Genomic DNA, 24,650 nt, shown 5'->3' with positions numbered 1-24,650 from the left:
GATCACCGCACCAGACAGGGGCGCTTCGGGTCGAAGCGCCAGCCGGGAAGGAGGTACTGCATGGCGCTGGCGTCGTCGCGGCCGCCGAGTCCGTGTTCGCGGTAGAGCTCGTGTGCTGCGGCGAGCGCGTCACGGTCGAGGTCCACGCCGAGGCCGGGAGACGTCGGCACCGGGATGTGGCCGTCGCGGATCACCAGTGGGAAACGGGTCAGGCGCTGGCCGTCCTGCCAGATCCAGTGCGTGTCCAGGGCGGTGATCTCACCGGGCGCGGCCGCGCCGACGTGCGTGAACATGGCCAGCGAGATGTCGAAGTGGTTGTTCGAGTGCGAACCCCAGGTCAGGCCGAAGTCGTGGCAGAGCTGCGCGACACGTACCGAACCGCGCATGGTCCAGAAGTGCGGGTCGGCGAGTGGAATGTCGACGGCGTGAGCGCGTACCGCGTGGGCCATCTGCCGCCAGTCGGTGGCGATCATGTTCGTGGCGGTCCGCAGCCCGGTGGCCCGCCGGAACTCCGCCATCGTCTCGCGCCCCGACAACTCCCCCTCGGCCCCGACCGGATCCTCCGCATACGCCAGGACGCCCCCGAGATCGCGGCACAACGTGATCGCGTCCCGGAGCAGCCACCCGCCGTTCGGATCGAGCGTGATGCGCGCCTCCGGGAACCGCGCCGCGAGTGCCCGCACCGCCTCGACCTCCCGCTCACCGGCGAACACGCCGCCCTTGAGTTTGAAGTCAACGAACCCGTACCGCTCGTGGGCCGCGACGGCCAGGTCGACGATCGCGGACGGGGTCAGCGCGGGAGCACGCCGGAGCCGCTCCCAGGCGTCAGCAGGCTGGGACTCGGCGACATAGGGCAGATCCGTCTGCGAGCGGTCCCCCACGTAGAAGAGGTAACCCAGGACGGGCACGCTGTCCCGCTGCCTGCCCTCACCGAGCAGCTCGGCCACGGGCACTCCGAGGTGGCGGCCGAGCAGGTCCAGCAACGCGCACTCCAGAGCGGTCACCGCGTGAACGGCGACGCGTACGTCGTACGTCTGAATGCCTCGACCCCGCACGTCCTGGCTCGCGTGCATCGACGCGAAGCTGCGCAGCAGCGAGCCGAACTCCGCGACCGGGCGCCCGATCAACAGCTCGCCCGCCGTCTCGAGGGTGCGCAGGATCGCCGGGCTGCAGGGCACCTCCCCCACGCCCTCGTTGCCGGAGCTGTCGGTGATGATCACGACGGTGCGGGTGAAGAACGGGCCATGCGCCCCGCTCAGGTTGAGCAGCATGCTGTCGTGGCCGGCCACCGGCACGACCTCGACGCGGGAGACGACCGGGCTCATGGCCGCACCTTGTCGATCAGCGCGCTGAGATCGGCGCGATCCTGATCGGTCAGGTCGGTGAGCGGCGGGCGCACCCGGCCACCGTCGCGACCGACCGCCGTCAGCCCCGCCTTGATGATCGACACCGCGTAGCCCCGCGCCCGGTCGCGGATGTCGAGATAGGGGATGACGAAGTCGTTGAGCATCTCGTAGACCGCCACCCGGTCCTGCGCGCGAACCGTCTCGTAGAAGCGCAGCGCGAACTCGGGCAGGAAGTTGTAGAGCGCCGACGAATAGGTGCTGACGCCCAGCTGGAGCAGCGGCAGCGCGAAGGTCTCCGCGGTGGGCAGCCCGCCGACGTAGATCAGCCGGTCGCCGACCTTGGCGTAGGTGCGCGTCATCCGCTCGATGTCGCCGACGCCGTCCTTCAGCCCGATCAGATTCGGATGGCGGTCGGCCAGCTCGGCCACCGTCACGTCCTCGAGGACCGCGTTGGCCCGGCTGTAGACGATGACGCCCAGGTCGGTGGCCCGGCAGACCGCGCCGACGTGCGCGATCAGGCCCGCCTGGCTCGCCTCTGTCAGGTAGGGCGGGAGGAGCAGGATGCCCGCGGCGCCCGCCTCCTGGGCGGAGCGCGCCTGTGCGACCGCGAGCACGGTGCCTCCGGTGGCCGGCGCGACCACCGGCAACGTGTCACCGACCTCGCTCACCGCGGTCCGCACCACGGTGTCGACCTCGGCCGCTGTGAGGCTGAATCCCTCACCGGTGCCACCGGCGGCGAAGAGCCCGGCGACGCCGAAGCTCGCCTGCCACGCCAGGTGCTCGCGGTAGCGGGCCTCGTCGAAGGCGAGGTTGTCGTCGAAGTGGGTCACGGGGAAGGAGAGCAGACCGTCGGCCAGTCGCTCGGCGAGGGTCTGCGGGGGAATTCGCGTCACCCGGCCACCGTAGGAAGGCGCGGTGATGCCTGTCCAAGAGTGTTTCGGCATGGCTTGATACCTTCACAGCATCACGTTGTCGAGCACCTGGAGCACCCGCTCGAGCGCCGGATTGCTGGAGTGATGCGGCCAGAGCAGGTGCAACTCGACCGGATCGCGGATCGGGGTGGCCAGCGGCAGGTACTCGACGCCGGGCACGCCGACCAGCCGCGCCGAGGCCGGCACGAAGGCGACACCGCGGCCCGCCGAGACCAGCCAGAGCATGGTCAGCACCTGGCTGACGCTGTGCACGACCCGCTCCTGGGCGAGCGGCACCATGCTCACCACGAGGTCGTAGAAGTACCGCGCCTTCTGCTGGGAATGGAAGATCAGCGGTTCGCCGTGCAGGTCGCGCGGTTCCAGCGGCCGGGTCAGGATGTTGAGCGGGTGGCCCTCCTGCACGGCGAGCATGAGCGGCTCGCGCAGCAGCACCCGGGAGCCGAACATGTCCGGGTCGAACGGCGGGCGGGCGAGCCCGAGGTCGATGTCCTCGCCGGCGAGCGCGGCGATCTGCTCGCGGGTGACCATCTCGTACAACTCGATGTGCACCTCCGGCAGCCGCTGCTCCAGCTCGTTGAGGAGCCGGCCGAGGATCCCGAAGGTCGACGCCGACGTGAAGGCGAGCCGGATCACCCCGCGGAATCCGCTGGAGACGCGCTGGGCGAGCTCGGGCGCCTCCTCGGCGATCGCGAGGATGCGGCGGGCATCGCCGAGGAACGCCACACCGGCCGGCGTCAGCGCCACCCGGCGGTTGTCGCGTTCGAGCAGCTGGGCGCCGACGGCGGCCTCCAGCTTCTGGATCTGCCGGCTCAGCGGCGGCTGGGTCATGCGTAACCGGGCGGCAGCACGCCCGAAATGCAGCTCTTCCGCGACGGCCACCAGGCCGCGCAACTGCTCGAGGGTGTAGTTCATGCCGGGAAGGTATCAATCGATGCAGGAATTGGCTTGGACATGCATGAAGCGACGGCAATACGCTCGCCGGACCAGTGACCCCCCTCACAGCGGGAGACCGCCATGAATAGAGCACTCCCCGCCCTCGGGCTGACCGCCGCACTGGCGCTCAGCGGGTGCGGCGGCAACCTCGGCTCCGACGAGTCCGGCGAAGGTGCCGCGTCCTACCCCGAGCGCGCCGTCACGCTCCTGATCGGCCAGGACGCCGGCGGCAGCACCGACCTGATCGGCCGAGCCCTGGCCGAGCAGGCGAGCGCCGACCTGAAACAGCCGATCACCGTGCAGAACCGGCCGGGCGCCAACGGCGCGGTCGCCGCCAAGGAACTCGCGGGCTCCAAGGCCGACGGATACACGATCATGGTCTTCGTGGGCTCGCTCGCGTACATAACCCCTCTCGCCGTCCCCGCCGACCAGGCCGTCGACATCAACAACTACGAGGTCGTCACCGGCATCTCGCAGGACGACTTCGTGCTCATCGCGAATCCGAGGACCGGGTTCAAGACGGTCAAGGACATCGTCGACGCCAAGCGGCCGGTCAAGTTCGCCACGACCGGCGTCGGCACCGGCAGCCAGCTCACCCAGACGCTGCTGTTCGCGCAGGCCGGCGTCGACGCGACAGCGGTTCCGTTCAACGGCGGCGCCCCGGCGCTCACCGCCGTGCTGGGCGGCCAGGTGGACGTCGCCGCGGTCCAGCTCGGCGAGGCGAAGAAGCAGATCGAGGCGGGCAAGGCCACCCCGATCGTCACCTTCGCCGAGAAGCGGCCCAGCTATATGCAGGACACCCCCACCGCCACCGAGGCCGGCTACACCGTGCCCGTCCAGCAGTCCCGGGCGGTCGTCGCGCCCAAGGGCACACCGAAGGAGGTCGTGGACCGATTGCGAGCCGCCTTCCAGAAGTCGTTCGAGAGCCAGGCGTACAAGGACTTCAACACCGAGCGGCTGCTCACTGCCAACGAGGTCGACGGAGCCACGTTGCTCGGGCAGTGGAACGGGTCGCTGACGCAGTACAAGGACCTGGTCGCCCAGCACAAAATCGATCTCAGCGGGAAATGAACGCCGAACCCGCGGGTCCCGCGGCCAACGTGATCGCCGCCGCCGTCGTGGTCGTCCTCGGCGGTGCGGCGGTCGCCGGCTCCCTCGCCCTCGGCGCGGGCAGCCCGTCCGAGCCCGGTCCCGGCACCTGGCCGCTGATCATCGGCGCCGCCCTGGTGCTCCTCGGGCTGATCCTCGCGGCGAGCGCCCGCCGGACGGGCGAGGCGGAGAGGTTCACCCGCAGCAGCCTGCTGGTCGTCGCAGCCGTCGCCAGCATGATCGCCTACGTCGCGGTCATCGCCACGATCGGCTTCGAGATCCCCACCTTCCTGTTGGCCTTCGTCTGGATGCGCTTCCTCGGCAAGGAGTCCTGGCGCACGTCGATCGCGGTCAGCCTCGGCATCGTGGTCGCCTTCTACGCCCTGTTCGTCGGCGCCCTCGACGTCACCATCCCCCACCTGTTCTGATCCACCGGGAGGACCGTTGTCCGCGGTCATCGACGGATTCTCCGTCGTACTGGAGCCGACGAATCTGCTCTACTGCCTCGTCGGCGTCGTCATCGGCATGCTCATCGGCGTCCTGCCCGGCCTGGGCCCCGCCGCGACCATCGCCATCCTGCTGCCCGTGACCTTCGGCCTCGAACCCGTCACCGCGATCATCATGCTGGCCGGCATCTTCTACGGCGCCCAGTACGGCGGCACCATCACGTCGGTCCTTCTCCGCCTGCCCGGCGAGGCGTCCTCGGTCGTCACCGTCTTCGACGGCCACGCACTCGCCCGGCAGGGCAGAGCCGGCACCGCACTCGGCATCGCCGCGATCGGCTCGTTCGTCGGCGGCACCCTCGCGATCGTCGCGCTCACCTTCGTGGCGCCACTCGTCGCCGAGTTCGCGCTCGACTTCGGCCCACCGGAGTACACCGCCCTCGCCCTGCTCGGCATCCTGCTGGTGGCGACCATCAGCAGCGGCGGCCGGCTTCGGGCGCTCACCGCCGCCGCGGTCGGGCTCCTGCTGGCCACCGTCGGCCGCGACGACTTCACCAGTGCCGAGCGATTCACCTTCGGCAACCTGTCCCTCGCCGACGGGCTGGACTTCGTGCCGATCGCGATGGGCCTCTTCGGTCTCGGCGAGATCCTCTACAACCTCGAGGAACGCCACCGCGAAGTACATGCTCCGGCCACCGTCACCAACGTGTGGCCCAGCCGCGCCGACCTGCGGCAGTCCAGCGGCGCGATCGGCCGTGGCTCGGTGCTCGGCTTCTTCCTCGGGATCCTGCCCGGCGGTGGCGCGGTCCTCTCGTCAATGGCCGCCTACGCGCTGGAGAAACGCCGGTCCAAACACCCCGAGCGGTTCGGCAAGGGCGCCATCGAGGGCGTGGCCGCGCCCGAAACCGCGAACAACGCCGCGGCCACGTCGTCGTTCATCCCGCTGCTGTCACTCGGCATCCCCGCCAACGCCACGATGGCCGTGATCTTCGGGGCGCTGCTCATCCAGGGCGTGACCCCCGGCCCACAGCTGGTCACCGAGAACCCCGAGCTGTTCTGGGGCGTCGTCAACTCGATGTACATCGGCAACATCCTGCTGCTGATCATGAGCATCCCGCTGGTCGGTCTGTTCGTGCGGATCCTGCGAGTCCGCGCCACCGTCCTGGCACCGATCACCGTGCTGATCACGCTGGTCGGCGCTTACACGGTCAACAACAGCGTCTTCGACATCGGCCTGGTGATCGCGTTCGGCATCCTCGGCTACCTGATGAAGAAGTTCGGCTTCGACCCCGGCCCGATGGTCCTCGCCTTCGTCCTGGGCTCGCTGCTGGAGACGTCACTGCGCCGCTCACTGCTCCTCTTCGACGGCGACCCGAGCGGCTTCTTCACCCGCCCCATCTCCGGCGTCCTGCTCGCCCTGCTGATCGCCGTCATCCTGCTGCCGGCAGTCCAGTCGCTGCGGCGCCGCTCCCGCACGCACCGCGAGAGCAACACCCCGGGCGAGGAAGGAACCCACAAGCCCACCACGGAGGGCAAGCAACAGCCCGCCGCCGACAACAAGGCCGACCACGCCGGCGAGAACGAGGCCGACCACGCCGACGACAACAGGGCCGACCATACCGGCGACGGCACCGACAACAAGCCCGAGAAGGAACACGCATGACCGTTCTAGTCGGTTACCTCCCCAGCCCCGAGGGCGAGGCCGCCTTCACCGCGGCCCTCGCCGAGGCCACCCGCCGCAACGAAACCCTGCTCGCCGTCAACTCCCCGCGCTCGGGAGCACCGGTCAGCGCCGAGGCCGCCGACGACCGCACCATCGCCGACCTGCTCGACCGCGCGAAACAGGCCGGCGTCGAGATCCGCCTTCGAACCACCCCGCACGCGGGCGAACTCGCCGACGAGCTACTCGACATCGCCGAGGAGGAACACGCATCGGTCATCGTCATCGGCCTGCGCCGGCGCAGCCCGGTCGGCAAGCTCTTCCTGGGAAGCACAGCCCAGCGCATCCTGCTCGCCGCCGGCAGACCGGTCCTCGCGGTCAAACCATAGGGATGCACGCAACTCGCGACCAGGGCCACAACGCGACCGCCGGGGCACCGGGTTGGCTGGAGCGACTGCCCGCCCGTCCACGTCGGCAGGGCGCTGAGGTGCGCCCAGGACGACGCGGCGCCGGAGTGCCCGCTTGAGCGGGAACCCGGCGCCGCGCGCACATCGTGTAGTAGTCAGCGGTCGCGGTCGGTGGTTATGTCCTCCTTGTAGGTTGCTCCGCCGTCTGACGCCTTGCGCAGCGGCTTGGCGCCTCCCTCGGGCGGGCCGGCCAGGGACTGCTCCCCCGCTGCCAGGTGCGGGAACTTCTGGTCGAAGGCCGGGCGCTCCGAGCGGATCCGCGGCATGTGGTCGAAGTTGCGGAGCGGGGGTGGCGACGAGGTGGCCCACTCCAGGGAGTTGCCGTGGCCCCAGGGGTCGTCGGCGGTGGTGACCTTGCCGACCTTGTAGGACTTCCACACGTTGTAGACGAACGGCAGGGTGGCGATGCCCAGGACGAAGGAGCTGATGGTCGAGAAGGTGTTCAGGAAGGTGAAGCCGTCGCTGGGCAGGTAGTCGGCGTAGCGGCGGGGCATGCCCTTCGTGCCGAGCCAGTGCTGGACCAGGAAGGTGCCGTGGAAGCCGACCATGGTGAGCCAGAAGTGGATTTTGGCGAGGCGTTCGTCGAGCACCCGGCCGAACATCTTCGGGAACCAGAAGTAGATGCCGGCGAACACCGCGAACACGATGGTGCCGAAGAGGACGTAGTGGAAGTGCGCGATCACGAAGTAGGAGTCGGAGACGTGGAAGTCGATGGGCGGTGCGGCGAGTAGGACGCCGGAGAGGCCGCCGAAGAGGAACGTGACCATGAAGCCTACGGCCCACAGCATCGGGGACTCGAAGCTGATCTGGCCGCGCCACATGGTGCCGATCCAGACGAAGAACTTCATGCCGGTGGGTACCGCGATCAGGAAGCTCAGGAAGCTGAAGAACGGGAGCAGCACCTGGCCGGTGGCGAACATGTGGTGCGCCCACACGCTCATCGACAGGGCGCCGATCAGGAGGGTGGCGGCTACCAGGCCCTTGTAACCGAAGACCGGTTTGCGGGAGAAGACCGGCACGACCTCGGTGATGATGCCGAAGAACGGGAGGGCGATGATGTAGACCTCGGGGTGGCCGAAGAACCAGAACAGGTGCTGCCACAGCATCGGACCGCCGGTCTCCACGTTGAAGACCTGGGCACCCAGCACCCGGTCGGCGGCCAGAGCGAAGAGCGCCGCCGCGAAGAACGGGAAGACCAGGATCACCAGGAGGCTGGTGACCAGCATGTTCCAGGTCAGGATCGGCATGCGGAACATGGTCATGCCGGGTGCGCGCAGGGTCAGAATCGTGGTGATCAGGTTGACCGCGCCGAGGATCGAGCCGAGGCCGCCGATCGCCAGGCCGACCACCCAGGCGTTGCCGCCGATGCCCGGTGAGTGCAGGGAGTCGCTCAGCGGCGTGTACGCGAACCAGCCGAAATCAGCCGCACCACCCGGGGTCAGGAAACCGCTCATCGCCGTGAGCGCGCCGAACAGGTACAGCCAGTAGGCGAACGCGTTCAGCCGTGGAAACGCCACGTCCGGCGCGCCGATCTGGATCGGCACCACGAAGTTGGCGAACGCGAACACGATCGGGGTCGCGAAGAACAGGAGCATCGCCGTGCCGTGCATGGTGAACAGGTGGTTGAACTGCTCCGGCGAGAGCATCTGCATTCCGGGCTTGGCCAGTTCCGCGCGCATCAGCAGAGCCATCAGGCCGCCGACCATGTAGAACACGACAGACGTGATCATGTACATGATCCCGATCTGCTTCGCGTCGGTGGTTCGCAGGATCCGGGCCAGTGCCGAACCCCTCACCTGCCGGCGTACCGGATGCGGCCGGACCTGGACCGGTCTCGGGGCGACGGTGGTCATGCAAGCTCCTCGGCATCACATACGGAGAACTACTGCTCACACTCCGTTATATGCTTCTGCCGCAGCGATCCGTGCCAGATCAGCTCATCAACCGCATTTCCGCCTTACCGTGGCGATGCGGACAACGGTGCTGGGCGGGTACGCCGTGAACCCGGCGGGAGAGAACCGAATGCTTGACGAGAGGGATCGCCGCGCGCTCGAGGACATCGAGCAGCGACTGTGCTCCGACGACCCGGAGTTCGCGCGCCGGATGAGCGCCACCACGATCCCCTGCCGCTTCCCCGTCGTGCCGGCGCTGTGCGTGATGTTGTTCCTGGCCCTGCCGTTCGTGGCCCTGTTCCTCGGCCCGAGAGTCGCCCTGGTCCTGGCCGACATCATCGCCGTCACCGTCGTCGTCCTCCTCGCCTACCGCAGCCTCGGCACCCGGGGCACCCGATAGCCACGCGTACACTTGTTCGGATGAACTTCGACGACCGTTTCGCCCGTGAGCTCCCCGAACTCGCGATCCCCTGGCAGGCCGAGAAGTTCCCCGAACCCCGCATCCTGGTCCTCGACGAAACCCTGGCCAGGGAACTCGAAGCGGACACAACAAACCCCGAGGGCCTGCTCACCAGCCCTCACGCGGTCGCGCAGGCCTACGCGGGACACCAGTTCGGCGGCTACTCCCCGCGCCTCGGTGACGGCCGCGCCCTCCTGCTCGGCGAGGTCGACGGACGCGACATCCACCTGAAGGGCTCCGGCCGCACCCCCTTCGCCCGCGGCGGCGACGGGCTGGCCGCGGTCGGCCCGATGCTCCGCGAGTACGTGATGAGCAACGCCATGCACGCTCTGGGCATCCCGACCACCCGATCCCTGGCAGTCCTGACGACCGGCGCGACCGTCTACCGCGAGACCCCGCTACCCGGCGCGATCCTGGTCCGCGTCGCCGCGAGCCACCTGCGCGTCGGCACCTTCCAGTACGCACGGGCCACCGGCGACCTGGATCTTCTGAAGCGCCTGGCCGAACACGCCCGAGACCGGCACCATCCCGGCGCCGACGGGCCGTTGGGACTCTACGAATCGGTGATCGCCGCCCAGGCGGAACTGATCGCCAAGTGGATGCTCGCCGGCTTCATCCACGGCGTCATGAACACCGACAACATGACGATCTCCGGCGAGACGATCGACTACGGCCCGTGCGCGTTCCTCGACGGGTTCGACCCCGCCACCGTCTACAGCTCGATCGACCATGCCGGCCGCTACGCCTATGGCAACCAGCCTCTGATCGGCGCGTGGAACCTCGCCCGGCTCGGCGAGGCGATGCTGCCACTGTTCAGCGACGACGAGGACAAGGCGGTCAAGCTGGCCACGGAGGCGCTCGAGGGCTTCAAGCCGCGCTACCAGCAGGCGTGGACCGCGGGGATGCGCGCCAAGCTGGGGACTCGCGACGACAGCCTGATCGACGAGATCACCGCCGAACTTCAAGAAGAAAAACACGATTATGTACGCTTTTTCCGTACACTATCGGGTTTTGCTAGAGGCACTCAGGCCGCGCCCTCGTCCGCAGCCTGGGTGGCACGGTGGCGGGCCCTCGACCCCGACCCCGACGCGATGGATCGGGTCAATCCGATCTATATCCCCCGGAACCACCTGGTGGAGGAGGCCTTGGCCGCCGCCACCGACGACAGCGACCTCGACCCCCTGCACCACTTGCTCAGCGCCGTGACCAGGCCTTTCGACGAACGCCCCGGTCTGGAGCGCTACGCCGAACCCGCCCCGACTGCCTTCTGCGACTCCTACCAGACGTTCTGCGGGACATGAGAAGGCCGAAAGGGATCAGGCTCGCATCACGGTGGCGATCGGGATCCCCGCCGCCCGCAGCGCCGGGATGAACCCGCCCAGAACCCCCGCGATGATCCCCGCGATGATCCCCGCGACCCCCGCCTCCCAGGGGAACTGCACGTCCCGCAGCATCGGCTCGGACTGCCCGACCAGCATCGACACGACCTTCAGCCCGGCCACACCGGCGCCGATCGCCGCGGCGGCCGTGAGCAACCCGGTCAGCAGCGTCTCCGCCAGCACGATCCCCGCGAGCAGCAAGCGTGGTGTCCCGACCGCCCGCCGCAGCGCGAACTCCTCGACCCGCTCACCGACCGTGGCCAGGCCGACGTTGAGGATGCCGGCCACGCCGATCAGCAGCACCAGGCCCGCCATCGACAGGAACAGGAGGCGCATCAGCGACAGCTGGCTCTCCAGCTGCTTGTATGACTCGATCGTCTGCGCGTAAGTCTCGACGCCGGCAGCCTGCAACTTGCTCGTCAGGACCTTCTCGACCGGGCTGTCCGGGCCCAGCAGTACCTGCAGCTGGGCGCCACCGCTGTTCGGATCGGTCATCGCGGTCGACGGCAGCCAGTTCGACAGCTCGTCCATCCGCACGTAGGCGCGCGGCTGGTAGTCGCCGTCGTCCACGACCCCGACGATCTGCGGCGTCAGGTTCGCCGAAGCGCCGTTGATCCGCATCTCGGCGGGCACCTGGTGCCGGTTGAAACCCTTCTCGGCCTCCCGGTTGATCACCAGTTTCGGCGCGAGGGACGGCACCGAGCTGAAGTCCAGCCAGTCACCGGTCATCGGCCGCAGCGGCCGGAACGTCCGGATGTCACCGGTGAGCGCGCTGAGCCGGATCTCGATCGCCGCACCGGGCGGACCGGAATTGATCGGCTCACAGTCCTCCGGGCCGGGACCGTTGCAGATCATGCCGCCGCCCCAGTTCTCGTCGAACGGGGAGCCGCCCTCGTTGACCGGCTTCACACCGGGCTCGCCGATGATCGCCTGAGTGGTCAACATGGCGATGGCGTCGGGCTGCCCCTCGAGGGTGTCGGTGACGATCGTGCCCAGCTTGTCGTTGGGAAGCACCTCCATCACCTTGGTGCCGTCGTATCCCTGGGTCATCTCCATGTCGGCGAGCAGCGCCCGCTCGGCGATGCTGGCACCGGCCTGCACCACCACGACGGCGAGCACACCGAGGAACAGGCTCACCATCGACAGCAGGGTCCGCAGTTTGCGCGCCCGGATGCCCTGGATGCCGATGATCAGTGCGGAGCGATAACTTCCGGACATCCGCCTCATACCGGCACCCGTTCCGTCAGCACCCCGTCGACCAGGCTCATGGTCCGGCCCATCCGCGCGGCGTGATCGCGGTCGTGGGTCACCAGGACCAGGCTGCAACCACGGGTGGTCGCGTTGAGCAGCACATCGATCACCGCGGTGCCGGTCTCGGTGTCCAGCGCACCGGTCGGCTCGTCGGCGAGCAGCACCTGCGGATCGCGGACCAGAGCGCGGGCGATCGCCACCCGCTGCTGTTCACCACCGGACATCTTGACCGGGCGGTTCTTCGCCAGGTGCGCGATGCCGACCTGGTCGAGCGCCTCCATGACGCGGGCGCGACGCTGCCGGCGGGGCAGCCAGCCCTGGCCGTTGACCAGGGCCATCGCCACGTTCTGCGCCGCGGTCAGGTGCTTGAGCAGGAAGAACCGCTGGAACACGAAGCCGAAGTGCGAGCTGCGCAGTTTCGCCGACTTCCGCTCGGGCAGGCGGCTGATGTCCTGCCCGGCGAGCACGTAGCTGCCCTCATCAGCCCGGTCGAACAGCCCGAGGATGCTCAGCAGCGTGCTCTTGCCTGATCCGGAACGGCCAACGATCGCCACGCTCTGCCCGCGGTGAACGGTCAGGTTGACGCCGTCGAGGATCGTCCGCGGCTCCTCCTGGCCCTTCAGGATCCGGGTGATCCCGGTGAGTTCGATCAGCGGCTCGGTCATCCCGGCGCTCCCGGCTCCGCCTTGGCCTCCGGCAGGTTCGGCCCCGGAACGGCGACGGTCTCGTCGCCGGTCAGGCCCTTCTTGATCTGCACGACCTTGCCGTCGGTGAGCCCCAGCTCCACGTCCACGGTCTTGCGGGTCTTGTCCTCGCCGACGATGTCGACCTTGCCCTTACCTTGCGTACCGGCAACCGCCTCCACCGGCAGCACCAGCGCGTTCTTGGCGTTGTCGGTCACCACGTCGAGGGTCACCGCGGCGCCGTTGATCAGCTTGACGTTCTTCGGAGCGGTGCAGACCAGCCGCAGCCCGGTCTCCTCGGAACCGCCCGGCCCGCTCTCGACCTGCTCCTTGTCGACGATCTCCGCCGGGGACGAGGGATCGGTGGCCGGCGCGGTGGTGGGCGGCGGCTCCGGAACGGTACCGGCCGGCAGCGCCGCGATCGTCCCGCGCGCCTTGCACTTGAACGGTCCCGGACCGTTCTTGATCTGCGCCTGCACCGACTTGACGGCACCGGAGATCCGATAGGCCTGAGCGCTGTCAATTTCGGCCACGATCCCGTACCCGGCGTGCCGCGCCGACACGATCGGCATGCCCTCGGTGACCAGCGCCTTGTCCTCCAGCAGCCGCCCGGCCATGGTGGAATTGGCCGGAATCGTCACCTCTTTCGGGTGCCCGTCCTCCCAGATCGTCGCCACCCACACGGGCTCGTCATCCGGCGACGTCGACGGCTTGAACTGCCGATAACGCACCTCACCACCAGTCGGCGCGACGATCCCGAACACCGGGTTGATCGTCACCTTCCCACTGAGGCTGATCTTGTTGTTCAGATCCTGCCGGGTGGGCTGAACCGTCGTCAGCACCGTGCCACGATCCACCAGCTCCGGCGTCGTGGCGGGGTCCTCACCGGACGTGCACCCGGCAACCAGCCCCACCGCCGCAATCACCGCCCCCATGCGGGCCAGCCTGCGTTGATTCACGGTTTCCTCCCCCGGCGATCACGAAAAAGCGCCCGGACGCGAGAGATGATCTCGAATGCCCGTGCGGCGCAGGAGACGGTACAGGCTCGACGCAACGTCGGATATCCCGGCTTCGTGCCTCGGTATCCGCGCCGCGCGCGTTCGTCGCCCTGCGCGAGGTCGCGAACCGGCCCCCGCTCACGCTGCGCGGAACGAGCCCGTCTCAGCGTGGCGGACGAGCGAGCGTAGGCAGGAGGCGACGGATGGTTGCTGAGCTCATGCGGCTCAGGTCCGGCGCCAACCGGTCCAGTTCACTGTTCGGCAAGCGCGGCGCGGCGCCTGCCTGCCATGTTTTGATTTCGTTCACGTCCCGGTGGCTCCACAACGTCAGGGCCATGAGGGGTGGACCCGGATACGCCGACATCGCACGGTGCAGGACGCCACGATGTTCGTGCAGATCGATTAGAAGCTGCGGATGCACCGCGACCACGACAGCAAGCAGTTCGGGTATCTCCGCACCGCACTCGACCAGCATGCGCACCATGATTCGCAGGTGGCCGTACTGAAATGCCTCGGGATAGCGGATTCCGTAGGCCAGCGCGAGCTCGACCACGATGCAGGAGGCGCCGGCGAGTTCGTTCAGACGCTGGACGGTGAGCGTCAGGAGCTGCTGTGGCAGGCGGACATCATGCAGGAGTCCCCGGGTGAAGCCGGCGGCGAGTTGCAGGCGTAAGTCGTGCACCGCTGGCTCAGCGTTGTGCAGAGCCGCCCATCCCACCGCCGCCAGGTAGGCGCTCTCCTGGTCACCGGCCATCAGCCACTCATGGTGGATCTCGGGGTGGACCTGGCCGCCACCGCGCAACTCGACCACCAAGCCGGGGCCGTCGCCCGTCACCGTGATCGACTCCATCATCGCTTCCCACGCCGACCGCCGCAGTCCGGCCCGCCAGACCTGCAGCAACTCGCGCCACCACGCCAGCGGCGACATGCCGGAGGGCGTCATGCCTGCGATCTCGACCGGACCGGCAGTCATCCACAGGAGCACCTGAACGATGTTGGCGGTGTAGTTCGCGAAGCACTCCACGTAGCTTGCGTCACGACTGAGGTACCGGGAGAAACGCCCTCGTTCCCAGCGCTGCCGTGACTCACGAAGAATCGTGCGCGCTATCGCAGTCACCTGGTCGACCTTCTCGGAGCCTTCGAGCCGGACACGCTGGGCCACGAACGGCAGGATGGCGGCCCCGCCGACGCTGACCGACTGATGCGACAGAAGCGCGAAGAGAAGATGATCGTCCAAGCTCGCTCGCAGCCGGGGCCGGGACTCGCTCAAATCGGCGAGTTCCCGAACGACGAAGTAGGCGATCAGGTATTCGCCGAAGGTCGCGTGCAGAAATTCGTAGCTCCGATACGCTTCCTCCTCCGCGGTCTCCGCGGATACTACGAAGAAGAACCGGCCGATCACCCGGCGCGCTGGACCGAGGCGCCGGATGTCTTCGTCCTCCTGCACGTCCTCGAGAGCCTCAAGATCTTTAATGAGCTGCTTCTCAGAGATGTAATGCCGCCCGCGATTGAACATGCCGAAGGCGGCGATGCCGAGCCTCCAGCGCTCGTCCGCGACATCCATCGAATCGGGCTCTCCCTTGGCCGCCTCGCGATCGATGAATTCGCGGAGGAGATCCTCGTACAGTTCGGCACTCGACGTTCCCGACGACGATCGCGGAACCTCGTTCTTCGCGGCGAAAACCGCGAGCAAGAGAAGCAGGAGCGGCTGGCGCGACAGCTGGCCGTACTCGACGATCTCCTCAACCGGAACCGGAAGGATCTTGCCCGCCTCGATGAGACCAAGATTCGCGCGGGTCCAGCGATCCAGCCAGAAACGGGCCTGGTCCTCAGTGAAGTCCAGAAATTTCATCGTCACGCAACCCAGCGGGATCTTCGCAAGGTCCGCGACCACAGTCCGCGAGGTGACAATGACAAAGATCGGGCCGGCAGCGTCGAGCTCTCGCTGCTGGAACTCGGCGACACGCCGTAGGTAGCCCGATTCCGTCGCCCCTGTCGCCTGCATGAGCTCGTCGAGACCGTCGATGAACAACACCCGTGTCCGGTCGCGGCCCGCATCACAGAACGCCTGCCAGGTGATCCGCCCGTGGCTGCGCCTGCGGAGCGCCGCGTCGATCTGTTCGAAGACGGCGGCGTCGGGGTCGGGAACATCCCGGAGTGCGACTCGGGCCACCACGTACGCGTCGTTCTCCGACAATCTGGCCGCACAGACCTTCGTGAACAGGCTCTTGCCCGAGCCCGGGTGACCGAGCACCACGAGTGGGCGCTCAACGCCTTGCGGCGATGCGACGTAGGCGGCGAGAAAGGCGCCCAGGTCGGCGCCGAGACGTTGGCCGCTCCACCATGTCTCGTCGGCCGGCATGGACCGGTCGTCAATCACCGACCACCGGTATGAGGGGTCGACGTAACCATTCAGGACCAGGGGAAACTCGACGCCGGCGAGAGACTTCAACTCTTCCGAGGAGACAAGCGGCTTCTCCAGGATGCCGCAGTTGATGTTGCGGAGGCTGCGCCGCGTCTCATCCGCTCGGATGCTTGCGCCGAAGTCCGCACGGGCAAGCCAATGGCGAAGCCGGTCCAGCGCGACGCGATCGGCGAGGGATGACGCTTCGGTGCTCTCGCCACCCGCCCAGATCTTGAATTCTGGGACGCTATTCGCCAGCCGCGGATAACGGCGCCGGTAGTTGTCCACGGCGCGGCTGACCACATCCTGCGCGAACGAGTTCCGCTGGTCGTTGCGGTCCTGGCGCCATTTGGTCCATACCTTGAAATTCCTGACGAAGGCAACGAGAACAGCAACGAATCTCTCGTACTCGGGCTGGATCCGTACGAGCAGGTTCGTTGAGAAATCGCAGCCGACCCAGGGAAGGTCGATCTGTGTGTCGAAGAGCGTCCGAACAGCGGCTACGCGCGCCTGGGCGACACCCGCGGCATGCTCGGTGCTGGTGAGCCCGACTCCGTCTTCCGGCACCACCAGCGTGAGCACCTCGGAACGCGTGAGGTTGCGAGCGGGGAAATCCGGGCCCAGGACGTCCAGGATCGCGGCCAGTAGTCCACTGACCGAGAAGACTCCGTGGATCGCGGCCAGCATCCGATGCCGTTCACGCCCCGCCGACGATTTCAGTCGCTCGACCGCGTGTTCGATCACTTCGTCGAGAGCCGTGACGACGTCGGCGCTACCGGTCATCCAGGCCCAGACGGCGAAGTTCAACTCGTCATCAGCCGCATCGTCTGCCCTGGCAAGTGCGGCATCAATACTGTCCCGATCCACGCCCCGGCCCAGGATGGCGTCAAGCGCACCGCCCAAGCTGTAGATCGACCCCGGTACGATCACGTCGACAGATCCTCCAGTGCCGCGCGGAGTAACCGGACGACGGCGGACGCGCCGAACGGGACCCGCGGCTCGGGATAGGTCGCCGGGTCGTCGAGCGAGTCGGTGATCGCCCATCCCAGGCGCCCTTTCGCGTCACGACGACACATCAGGGTCGCGAGTACAGAGGCTTCCCGCGTGGTACCCGGAAGGTGTTCGGCGAGGCACAGGAGGACGATGTCCTGCCTTCGATCGGCCGTCGACAGCATCAATGGTTCGAACGTACGAAACCGAAGCCGAACCTCGCCGACCGAGAGCATCGGCACGCCGGGGTCGAGCAACGCGTCGGGCAACGCCTCCCGGATCTCGTCGAAGGCGTCCTCCAGCACGGAGACCAGGTCCGCACGTGCCTGCCGCCGTTCGTCCTCAGTCCACGCCAGCTCCGTTTCGGCCCGGACTGCCGCGACACGCAGGTCTTCGGTGGCTCGGTGGCGGCGATTGGCGATCTCGACCAATTCGGCTTGGTCCGGTGCCAGCGGACGCCTCACGCCGCTCAGGGCCTCAAGCACGGCACGGGCGTCCTGTGGGCGGTCCGGCGGCGCCTTGGCCAAGAGGCGCAGCAACAGCCTCGTCAGTTGAGGCGGAAGATCAGCTGGTGCCGGCGGTGTCTCGGACAGGTGCTGGCGCCGGTAGTCGTCCTCCTCCGGCCCGGCGAACGGCAGACGGCCCGTGAACACCTCGAACGCGAGCACGCCCAACGCGTACAGGTCGGATTTCGCCGTCGCCGGCTGATTGCGCCACAGTTCCGGCGCAACGTAGGGATCGGTGCCCCAGCCGGCGAGAGTGTAGGTTCCGGTGGCCTCCGACAGAGTGCGCGACAGACCGAAGTCGGCGACCTTCCACGTGTCGCCGAACCGCAGGACGTTCGCCGGCTTCAAGTCACGATGGACGATCGAGATCGCGGCCATCTGCACCAGCCCCTGTGCCAGGTCCCGCAGGATGGCCAGTCCCGATGCCAATGTGAACGCGCCACCTGCCAGGGCACCCCGCAGCGAGCCGTCGGCGAGCGGCATCGCGATCAGCAGGTCACCGTCGTCGAATCCATGGCCGAGTGGGAGTACCAGGTTGGTCGTGTCGTCGCCGGACCGGGACGCTACGGTCAGCCGGTCCCCGATCTCCAGCTCGCGCTCCCGCTGACGGGCTTTCGCCACAGAGGGAAAGCGCAGGGCTATCCTCTTCACCGCGATGGCGTCGCCTGTAGCGGCACACCAGCCCTGGAAGACGTCACCCATACCGCCCGGCTCTCCCAGAAGGCGATCCTCGTCGTAATCCCACACGACATCGTTGCCGTCCCGAAAACGCCGCACGCCCGTGGATGTTACGCGGGTTCAGCTCAGGACCAGGGCTCGTGGGGCGACGCTTACCGCGGCGCCTGACTCGCTGCGGACCTGTACCGCGCCGTCCTTTGTGGCGACCAGGGCGAAGGCGCCTCGCGGTGTGCCCTTCGGGGCGACGACGGTGAGGTCCTCGGCGTTGTTGCGGCCGGGTTCGTAGGCGGTCACCGCGCCCACGGCGTCACCGGTGGCCGTCACTGACAGGAGGGCGGCGGCTACGCGACCGGCCGGGACCTCGGCGAGACCGGTCTCGGGGACGACAGCTACGCGTTTGTCGCCGCCGGCCGTCACGCGTACCTCGGAAGGGTCGGCCGGGGTGACCGGGACAACCAGGCCGGCGTTGCTCACCGGCGCGCCCTCGCCGGTGACATAACCGACCAGGTCCGCGCGCATCTCGGTGCCCGCGACGTAGCGGAGGCGGACCTTGTCGCCGGTGACCGGTACGGCCAGGAAGCCCACGCGCGTCCGGTCGGCGCCCTTGGTCGGGCCCCAGAACAGCGTCTGTGTCATCGCGCCGCTCACCGGTCCCGCCGAGATCCGGCCGCCGTGCGGGCCGACGTCGCCGGTGACCTGCAGCAGTACTGCCGAGATGGAGCCGGCGTCGCGCAGCTGGGCTACGTCGTTCAGCTGGACGGTGGCCTCCTTGCCGTCGCGCTTCGGGATCAGCTTGACCACCTGCGACGGCGGGAGCGTGACGATCCGGCCCTCCGACGACGTCTCGGCCGGCTGGAACGCGCCGACCAGGTTCACCAGCAGGTCGCCGCCGCCGCTGCGCAGGACGAGGGTGCGGTCGGGGCCGATCTGGACGATCGCGTTGGCGGTCATCTGGACTCCGGCCCGCGGCACCCGCAGCACCGTCGCCGGTCCCGCGCCGCCGTCGACCGTGACGTCACCCGCTCCGGTCGTGTCCACGATCGACACCTCGGCGAGCACGGCCGAGGCACCGGCGGGAAGGTCGTTGAGGGGAACCTCGGTGTCGGCGCCGGCCTTCACCGGGCCGTTGCCACGCGTGTCCAGGATCAGGGCGGGCCCGACCGGCACGAACCTGGTGCTGCCCTTCACCGGCACGGTGGCCGGGTCCGCCGCGCGGGCGTCGAGCACTGTCTGCGGCGTCTGCGAGGCCGCGGTGGCAGCGCCGGACCCGATCACGAATCGCGCACCGAAGATCACGGCGACCGAGGTCACCACTGTGGTCACGAGGATCGCCAGCCAGCGGACCGTGGACTGGCGCCGCCGCTCCGAAGCCGTCAACGTCACCCGAATCGGTCCGGCCGGCCTCGTCCCACCGTCGGCCGGAACCCTGTCCTGACCCCGCATCGTGTCCTCCCGCTCTCCGCTGCTCCCGTGCCGCCCGGTGCCTCACACCGGGCCGGTCAACGGGCTTTCGCCACGAACCCCGCCGCCGGTTCCCCGCGGAGGGGCTGAATTGTCCAGCCGGTACCCGACATCTCGATGCCGGTCCATTCTCGCTCCTCGATGTCCACATCGGAACCGCCACCGACGACAACGGCCCGCCCGACGCCCCCGGCTCGCCGCGTGGCAACAGCAGCCGGGCGGGAAGGAGCGGCGGGAACGACGGGGACGAAGGGCGCGGCGGCAGGGCGGGAAGCGGCAGCGGGGTGCGGCGCGGCGGCGGCGAAGTGCGGGGCCGCCGGGACGGCCGCGCGCCCGGCCGTTTCCCCGGGCCATGGAGAACCCGGCTGAGCAGGGACAACGAGAGCCTGGGCAGGAACGACAGGAGCCTGGGCGGGAACGACAGGAGCCTGGGCGGGAACGACAGCCGGGGCGGGAACGACAGGAGCCCGGGCGGGATCGGGAACGGGAACGGGCGCCGGGACGGACGGGCGACTCAGCATTGCCACGGCTGCGGCCACCGCACGGCGGTGTTCGCCGGCGAGGAGGGCCGCTGCCAGGTCCGGAGCGATCTCAAGTCCGGCGGGGTTGCCGAGGCCGCATGTCACCGGCTGGAAGCCGGCGCGGGCCAGCAAGCCCGACGCCTGCGCGGGATCCACGGCACCCGGTGGTGTCGCGAAGACCACGTTCACCCGGCAGTCGCGCGGCAGGCGGAGTCGTTTACGCGTACGCGAAAGGATTTTGGAAGTGAGCGTGCCCACCTCACCCACCGCAACCAGCCTGTCCGGCCCTGGCCGGACCACCGCCAGCACCACGCCGCCCGCCGTGAAGCAGGCTCCCACGACCGCGCTCATCGGGTCACCACCCGCAGCCAGGCGTCGCCGAGGACCGCCGCCACCGGATCCGCGAAAGCGGTCTGGATCTGCGCGGTACCACCCGCCTCCACGAGATAACCGCGACCCGGCACCGGTCGTGGCGGCGCCTCCCGGGGCAACCGGATCCGCAGGATGTCCCCGTCGTCCGCGGACGGCCGCAGCAGGAGACCCGTCCGCGACATCGTCAGCGCGCGCTGCCACGGCTGCATGCCGCGGAACGCCTCGGCGCGCCCCGACACCACCACGTGGCCGCCCGGCGGAACCGACGACATCAACCGGTCGAGTGCCGCCGCCGCGCCCGGGCCCAGGGACTCGATGCCGTCCACCAGCAGCAGGCCGTGCCCGTCCGCCGGCCACCCGGTCAGGTCCTCGAACGACCCCGCGAGTGAGGTGACCCGCGTGCCCTCCCACACTCGCGGGTCGGCCGCGACCACGCAGACCGTCCCGTCCGCTGCCGCGGATGCCGCGAGTGTCCGCAGTGCCGAGGTCCGCCCGCTTCCCGGCGGGCCCGCCACCACGGCGTGCATGCCGGGCGCCAGGGAGAGGGACGCGACGGAGAGGTCGTGGAAGTACCGGCCGATCCCGAGGCGCCAGCTCGACCCGGACACTCCCGAGACGCTCAGCACGTCGGCCACCGGCACCACCTCGGGCAGCACGCCGACCGACGGCGCCGGAACCGCGTCCGGGTAGAGGGCGGCGATCCGTTCCACCGACGATGCCACGTCGTACCGGCCGATCTGCAGTTCGGCCCGCGTCGCGATCTCGACCGCGCGCAGTCCGCGCAGTTCGGGCAGGTCGCGGACCCGCAGGCCGAGCCCGGTGTACGAGGTCGCGTCCGCAAGCCGCAGGCAGAGCTTGGTGGGCATCTGGGCGAGTACCCGCCCCGGCAGCCCACGATCGTGCGGCGCCGACACGAGCAGTCGCAGCCCGGCCGTGCCGCCGTCGCGCAGGAGTCGTTCCAGTCGCTGTTCCGCGTCGGCCAGCCCGGCCCGGTCGGCCGCCTCGGCGAGGGCGGCCCAGCCGGCCACGACGAGCAGGATGTCCGCGCCGGTGGCGGTACCCGCGCGCCGCGCCGCCACCTCGGCGTCCAACTGGTCGAGGACCCGGCGCAGCCGCTCGCCGTCGTGCGCGCCGACCACCGCGCCGACGTGCGGCAGGCCGGCGAGGGGCCCGAACACGCCGCCCAGCCCGTCCAGTACGAAGATCCGCTGCTGGTCGGGTGGGCGTACCCGGGCGAGCCCCAGGCAGGCCGAGATCAGGACCGCGCCGGTGGACGCGGAGTCGGCGCCGAGCACCACGGTCCCGCCGTCGCCCGGTTCCCAGCACCACGTGTCGGAACGCTGCTCGTCAGGCAGGTCCACGATCCCGAGCGGCACCCGGGCCGAGTCCGCCGGCAGGTCCCATCCGTCCACCTCGGACGGCAGCGGCGGCGGCCACGGCACCCGCGGCGGCTCGTAGCCTCCCGCGTCCGCGGCCGCTGTCGTCACCGCGACCAGGTGTTCGAGGTCCGTCGGCAGCCCGTCCACGCTCGCCGGTGTCTCGGCCACCGAAGCGTCCGCGACCAGCGTGAACGGTGTGACCGAGATCCGCTCGCCGCTGGCGCCCGGCCCGGCCGCCGACACGAGCGCCGTCTGCACCGGAACCACCTCGCCGGCGCCGAGCCGCACGTACGCGCGCCCCGGCCGACGCCGGTCGATGTCCGCCGCCTGCCGGGTGCCGAGCACGTCGCGCGAGTCCGCGTCGTCCTGCACCCGCAGCGCGACCCGCAGGTTCGTGTTGGCCCGGATCTTCCCGTCCACCACGCCCTGCGGCCGCTGGGTGGCGAGCAGCAGGTGGATGCCGAGGCTGCGGCCGCGCTGGGCGACGTCCACCAGCGCGGAGAGGAAGCCGGGCAGTTCCACGGCGAGCGTCGCGAACTCGTCGATCACGATGACCAGCCGGGGCAGGGGCGGGTGCGGCGCCAGGTAGTCGCGCAGGTCGCTGACCCCGGCCTCGCGCAGCCGCAGCTCGCGGTGGCGGAGCTCGGCCCGCAGGCAGCGCAGGGCCCGCGCCGCCAGGTGCTCGTCGAGGTCGGTGACCAGGCCGACCGTGTGCGGCAGCGCGGAGCAGGCGTCGAACGCGCCGCCACCCTTGAAGTCGACCAGCAGGAAGGTGAGCACGTCCGGCGAGTAGGTGCAGGCCAGGGCGGCCACCACGGTACGCAGCAACTCGCTCTTGCCCGCGCCCGTGGTCCCGACGACCAGGCCGTGCGGTCCGTCGGCCAGCAGGTCCAGGGTGAGCGGGCCCTCCTCGGTCACCCCGACCGTCGCGCGCAGACCGGCCGCACCGCGCTGCCACCACGCGCCGACGGCTCCCGCGTCCAGCCGGGTGATCGGCCGGGCCAGTCCGTCCGGCCCGGACGCCGCGGCGAGCAGCAGGTCCATGAGCCGTGCCCGGTCCGGGAGCACGGCCGCTGCGGCCGCCTGCTCGGGGTCGCTCCACTGGGCGAGGGAGCGGGCGACCGGCTCGCACATCGCCGCGCCGGCCTGCACCGGGATCACGTCCGCCCAGCGCTCTCCGGTCACCGCGTCGGTGAGCCGGCCGGTCCCGGACTCCAGGAGGTACTGGCAGACCGACGGCAGTTCCTCGGCGCGTTCGGCCACCACGACGGTACGGCCACGACCGGCGGCGAGCCGTCCCAGCAGCGCCGCGACCCGCCCGGTGAGCAGGCTCGCGCCGTCCACCACCACCAGGAAGTGCGCCGTCGCCTTCCGGTCGGTGGCGGCGGCCTCGATCCCGGCCAGCAGTTCGGCGGCGGGCACCGGGTCGGTCGCCACGCGGGGCAGCCCGTCGTCGCCGGCCAGGTGGGGCAGCCACTTGGCCCAGTCCCACGCGGCCAGGCGCGCCGGCTCGGCGAGCATCACCAGGGACAGATCCGCGGGGCCGTGCCGGGTGACCAGGTCGAGGACGACGGCGGCCACGACGCGGCGGGCCTCGTCGCGGCCGATCGCGCCGAGGCCGGTGCGGGCGCGCAGGTCCAGGTGGACCGGGACGTCGATCAGGCGGGTGCGGTCGGCGAGGGCCTCGGCCAGGGCGGGGCGGTCGGTCAGCGGGTCGGTGCGGCGGCCCAGGTCGGGCCGCCAGGTGCCGTCACCGAAGCCGAGGACCGTGCGCATCTCGTCGTCGTCGCCGGGGCGGACCTGCCAGAGCGCCCGTCCGGACCTCGCTCGGCGGGACAGCTGGGCGAGGTCGGCGTACCCGTCACGGGCCGCCGCACCGACCACCGCGCGCCGCGTCTCCAGGTCCGCGCTGAACTGCTTGAGCGCCGCCGCGTTCGCCACCGCCAGCCGCTTCGCGTCCTTGCGCGCCTGCCACTTCGACTCCACCCACCGGGCCAGGCCCATGAGCGGGGTCATCAGCGTCATCAGCAGGAAGAACGGGCTGAACACGAGCGCCATCACGATGCCGACGGGCAGCGGCGCGAGCATCATCAGCCAGGACATCGGGACGGGGGCGGCGGGAGGAGCGGGAGGTGCGGGCACCGGCACGTGGGTCGCCGCCGGGGGCGTCGCGATTCTGGGGGTACGGACCAACGGCACCCGCCCGCCGGGGTCAGCCGGGGGTGGCGGCGGAAGACACGCGCCGGGCGGCACGGCGGCCAGCCGGAAGACCGTGTCGCCGGTGACCACCACCGTGCCCGTCTCCGGCTCGCCGGTGAGCAGTTCGTCGCCGTCCAGCCGAACCGGGTCGTCGTCGTGCATCGCGGTGACCCGTACCTGATCGCCCACCTCGACGTGCAGGACCGGCCGCCGCACCTCGCCGATCGTCAGCGCGCCCGGCCCGCCTCGGCCGATCAGGTACTCCCCCGGCGCCAGGGCCGCCGCGTGACCCGACTCGGGCCCGGCGATCCGGCGGATCTCGACCGGCTCGCCGCGCGGGCCGTCCTCGGGCGCCGCAGCGGGCCCGCCGAAGCCGAGCACCGACCCGGCACGGGCCGGGAGATCGGCGATCCGGGTGCCGGTGGCCAGCGGTATCCCGTCCAGGTCCACAGCGGACGGAATCCCGCCGAGGATCGCGTCGAGCAGTTCCGCGACGGTGGCCTCGGGCGTGGCCGTACCGACCACCACGTCCCTGCCGGCCCCGGTGCGCCGGTCCCGGATGCTGATTCTCATGACCGGCTTTCGCGGCGGACGCGCCGTCCGGTTT

At 69.8% G+C, this 24,650-nt stretch carries 17 protein-coding genes; 6 read left to right on the top strand and 11 right to left on the bottom strand.

Annotation, left to right across the window (positions count from 1 at the left end):
- Positions 1-2 precede the first annotated feature (2 nt).
- From AB0M02_RS21070 to AB0M02_RS21060, 3 genes are all read right to left on the bottom strand, one after another.
- Positions 3-1,325 carry an enolase C-terminal domain-like protein gene (locus AB0M02_RS21070; protein ID WP_364229126.1) on the bottom strand — a complete coding sequence of 441 codons (1,323 nt, stop codon included), beginning with the start codon at positions 1,323-1,325 and terminating at the stop codon, positions 3-5.
- Positions 1,322-2,239, bottom strand: a complete 918-nt coding sequence (gene kdgD, locus AB0M02_RS21065) for a 5-dehydro-4-deoxyglucarate dehydratase (protein WP_364229125.1) — start codon at positions 2,237-2,239, stop codon at positions 1,322-1,324. Before kdgD ends, AB0M02_RS21070 begins: the two co-directional genes overlap by 4 nt.
- A 63-nt stretch (positions 2,240-2,302) precedes the next feature.
- A complete protein-coding gene (locus tag AB0M02_RS21060) occupies positions 2,303-3,190 on the bottom strand; it encodes a LysR family transcriptional regulator (protein WP_364229123.1) in 888 nt (295 codons plus the stop codon).
- 102 nt (positions 3,191-3,292) lie between these two features.
- Here AB0M02_RS21060 and AB0M02_RS21055 point away from each other — a divergent pair, with 102 nt between their 5' ends.
- From AB0M02_RS21055 to AB0M02_RS21040, 4 genes are read left to right on the top strand one after another with little or no spacing between them, the layout of a single operon-like run.
- Positions 3,293-4,282 carry a tripartite tricarboxylate transporter substrate binding protein gene (locus tag AB0M02_RS21055; protein WP_364229121.1) on the top strand — a complete coding sequence of 330 codons (990 nt, stop codon included), beginning with the start codon at positions 3,293-3,295 and terminating at the stop codon, positions 4,280-4,282.
- The gene (locus AB0M02_RS21050; protein WP_364229119.1) at positions 4,279-4,728 is read left to right on the top strand and encodes a tripartite tricarboxylate transporter TctB family protein; all 450 of its coding nucleotides are present in this window, start codon (positions 4,279-4,281) and stop codon (positions 4,726-4,728) included. Before AB0M02_RS21055 ends, AB0M02_RS21050 begins: the two co-directional genes overlap by 4 nt.
- Before the next feature lie 16 nt (positions 4,729-4,744).
- A complete protein-coding gene (locus AB0M02_RS21045) occupies positions 4,745-6,406 on the top strand; it encodes a tripartite tricarboxylate transporter permease (RefSeq protein ID WP_364229118.1) in 1,662 nt (553 codons plus the stop codon).
- Positions 6,403-6,792 carry a universal stress protein gene (locus AB0M02_RS21040; RefSeq protein ID WP_364229116.1) on the top strand — a complete coding sequence of 130 codons (390 nt, stop codon included), beginning with the start codon at positions 6,403-6,405 and terminating at the stop codon, positions 6,790-6,792. The genes AB0M02_RS21045 and AB0M02_RS21040 overlap by 4 nt, the downstream gene beginning before the upstream one ends.
- A gap of 173 nt (positions 6,793-6,965) precedes the next feature.
- On the opposite strand, the gene ctaD is transcribed toward AB0M02_RS21040, so the two are convergent.
- Complete coding sequence (gene ctaD / locus AB0M02_RS21035) at positions 6,966-8,723, bottom strand: cytochrome c oxidase subunit I (RefSeq protein ID WP_364229114.1); 1,758 nt, start codon at positions 8,721-8,723, stop codon at positions 6,966-6,968.
- A 169-nt stretch (positions 8,724-8,892) separates the two neighbouring features.
- Here ctaD and AB0M02_RS21030 point away from each other — a divergent pair, with 169 nt between their 5' ends.
- Together AB0M02_RS21030 and AB0M02_RS21025 are read left to right on the top strand one after the other, a co-directional pair.
- Positions 8,893-9,162, top strand: a complete 270-nt coding sequence (locus tag AB0M02_RS21030) for a DUF3040 domain-containing protein (RefSeq protein ID WP_364229112.1) — start codon at positions 8,893-8,895, stop codon at positions 9,160-9,162.
- A 20-nt stretch (positions 9,163-9,182) separates the two neighbouring features.
- Positions 9,183-10,523 (top strand): protein adenylyltransferase SelO family protein, encoded by a 1,341-nt coding sequence (locus AB0M02_RS21025; protein ID WP_364229111.1) that lies wholly within the window; start codon positions 9,183-9,185, stop codon positions 10,521-10,523.
- Between the two features lie 15 nt (positions 10,524-10,538).
- Here AB0M02_RS21025 and AB0M02_RS21020 read toward each other — a convergent pair whose 3' ends face one another.
- From AB0M02_RS21020 to AB0M02_RS20990, 7 genes are all read right to left on the bottom strand, one after another.
- A complete protein-coding gene (locus tag AB0M02_RS21020; protein ID WP_364229109.1) occupies positions 10,539-11,819 on the bottom strand; it encodes an ABC transporter permease in 1,281 nt (426 codons plus the stop codon).
- Positions 11,820-11,824: 5 nt separating this feature from the next.
- The gene (locus tag AB0M02_RS21015) at positions 11,825-12,517 is read right to left on the bottom strand and encodes an ABC transporter ATP-binding protein (RefSeq protein WP_364229107.1); all 693 of its coding nucleotides are present in this window, start codon (positions 12,515-12,517) and stop codon (positions 11,825-11,827) included.
- The gene (locus tag AB0M02_RS21010; protein WP_364229105.1) at positions 12,514-13,494 is read right to left on the bottom strand and encodes an efflux RND transporter periplasmic adaptor subunit; all 981 of its coding nucleotides are present in this window, start codon (positions 13,492-13,494) and stop codon (positions 12,514-12,516) included. Before AB0M02_RS21010 ends, AB0M02_RS21015 begins: the two co-directional genes overlap by 4 nt.
- 202 nt (positions 13,495-13,696) lie before the next feature.
- The gene (locus AB0M02_RS21005; RefSeq protein WP_364229103.1) at positions 13,697-16,867 is read right to left on the bottom strand and encodes a hypothetical protein; all 3,171 of its coding nucleotides are present in this window, start codon (positions 16,865-16,867) and stop codon (positions 13,697-13,699) included.
- Positions 16,864-18,210, bottom strand: coding sequence for a serine/threonine-protein kinase (locus AB0M02_RS21000; protein WP_364229102.1), 1,347 nt, complete (start codon positions 18,208-18,210; stop codon positions 16,864-16,866). The genes AB0M02_RS21005 and AB0M02_RS21000 overlap by 4 nt, the downstream gene beginning before the upstream one ends.
- Before the next feature lie 21 nt (positions 18,211-18,231).
- Positions 18,232-19,554: a hypothetical protein gene (locus tag AB0M02_RS20995; RefSeq protein WP_364229100.1), complete on the bottom strand. Its 1,323-nt coding sequence runs from the start codon at positions 19,552-19,554 to the stop codon at positions 18,232-18,234.
- Positions 19,555-20,440: 886 nt separating this feature from the next.
- The gene (locus AB0M02_RS20990; protein WP_364229098.1) at positions 20,441-24,616 is read right to left on the bottom strand and encodes an FtsK/SpoIIIE domain-containing protein; all 4,176 of its coding nucleotides are present in this window, start codon (positions 24,614-24,616) and stop codon (positions 20,441-20,443) included.
- Between the last annotated feature and the right edge of the window lie 34 nt (positions 24,617-24,650).

This window comes from Actinoplanes sp. NPDC051861, assembly GCF_040681145.1.
Classification (GTDB): domain Bacteria; phylum Actinomycetota; class Actinomycetes; order Mycobacteriales; family Micromonosporaceae; genus Actinoplanes.
Note: the sequence above shows the minus strand (reverse complement) of the source record. Positions and strands in the feature narration are given on the sequence as shown.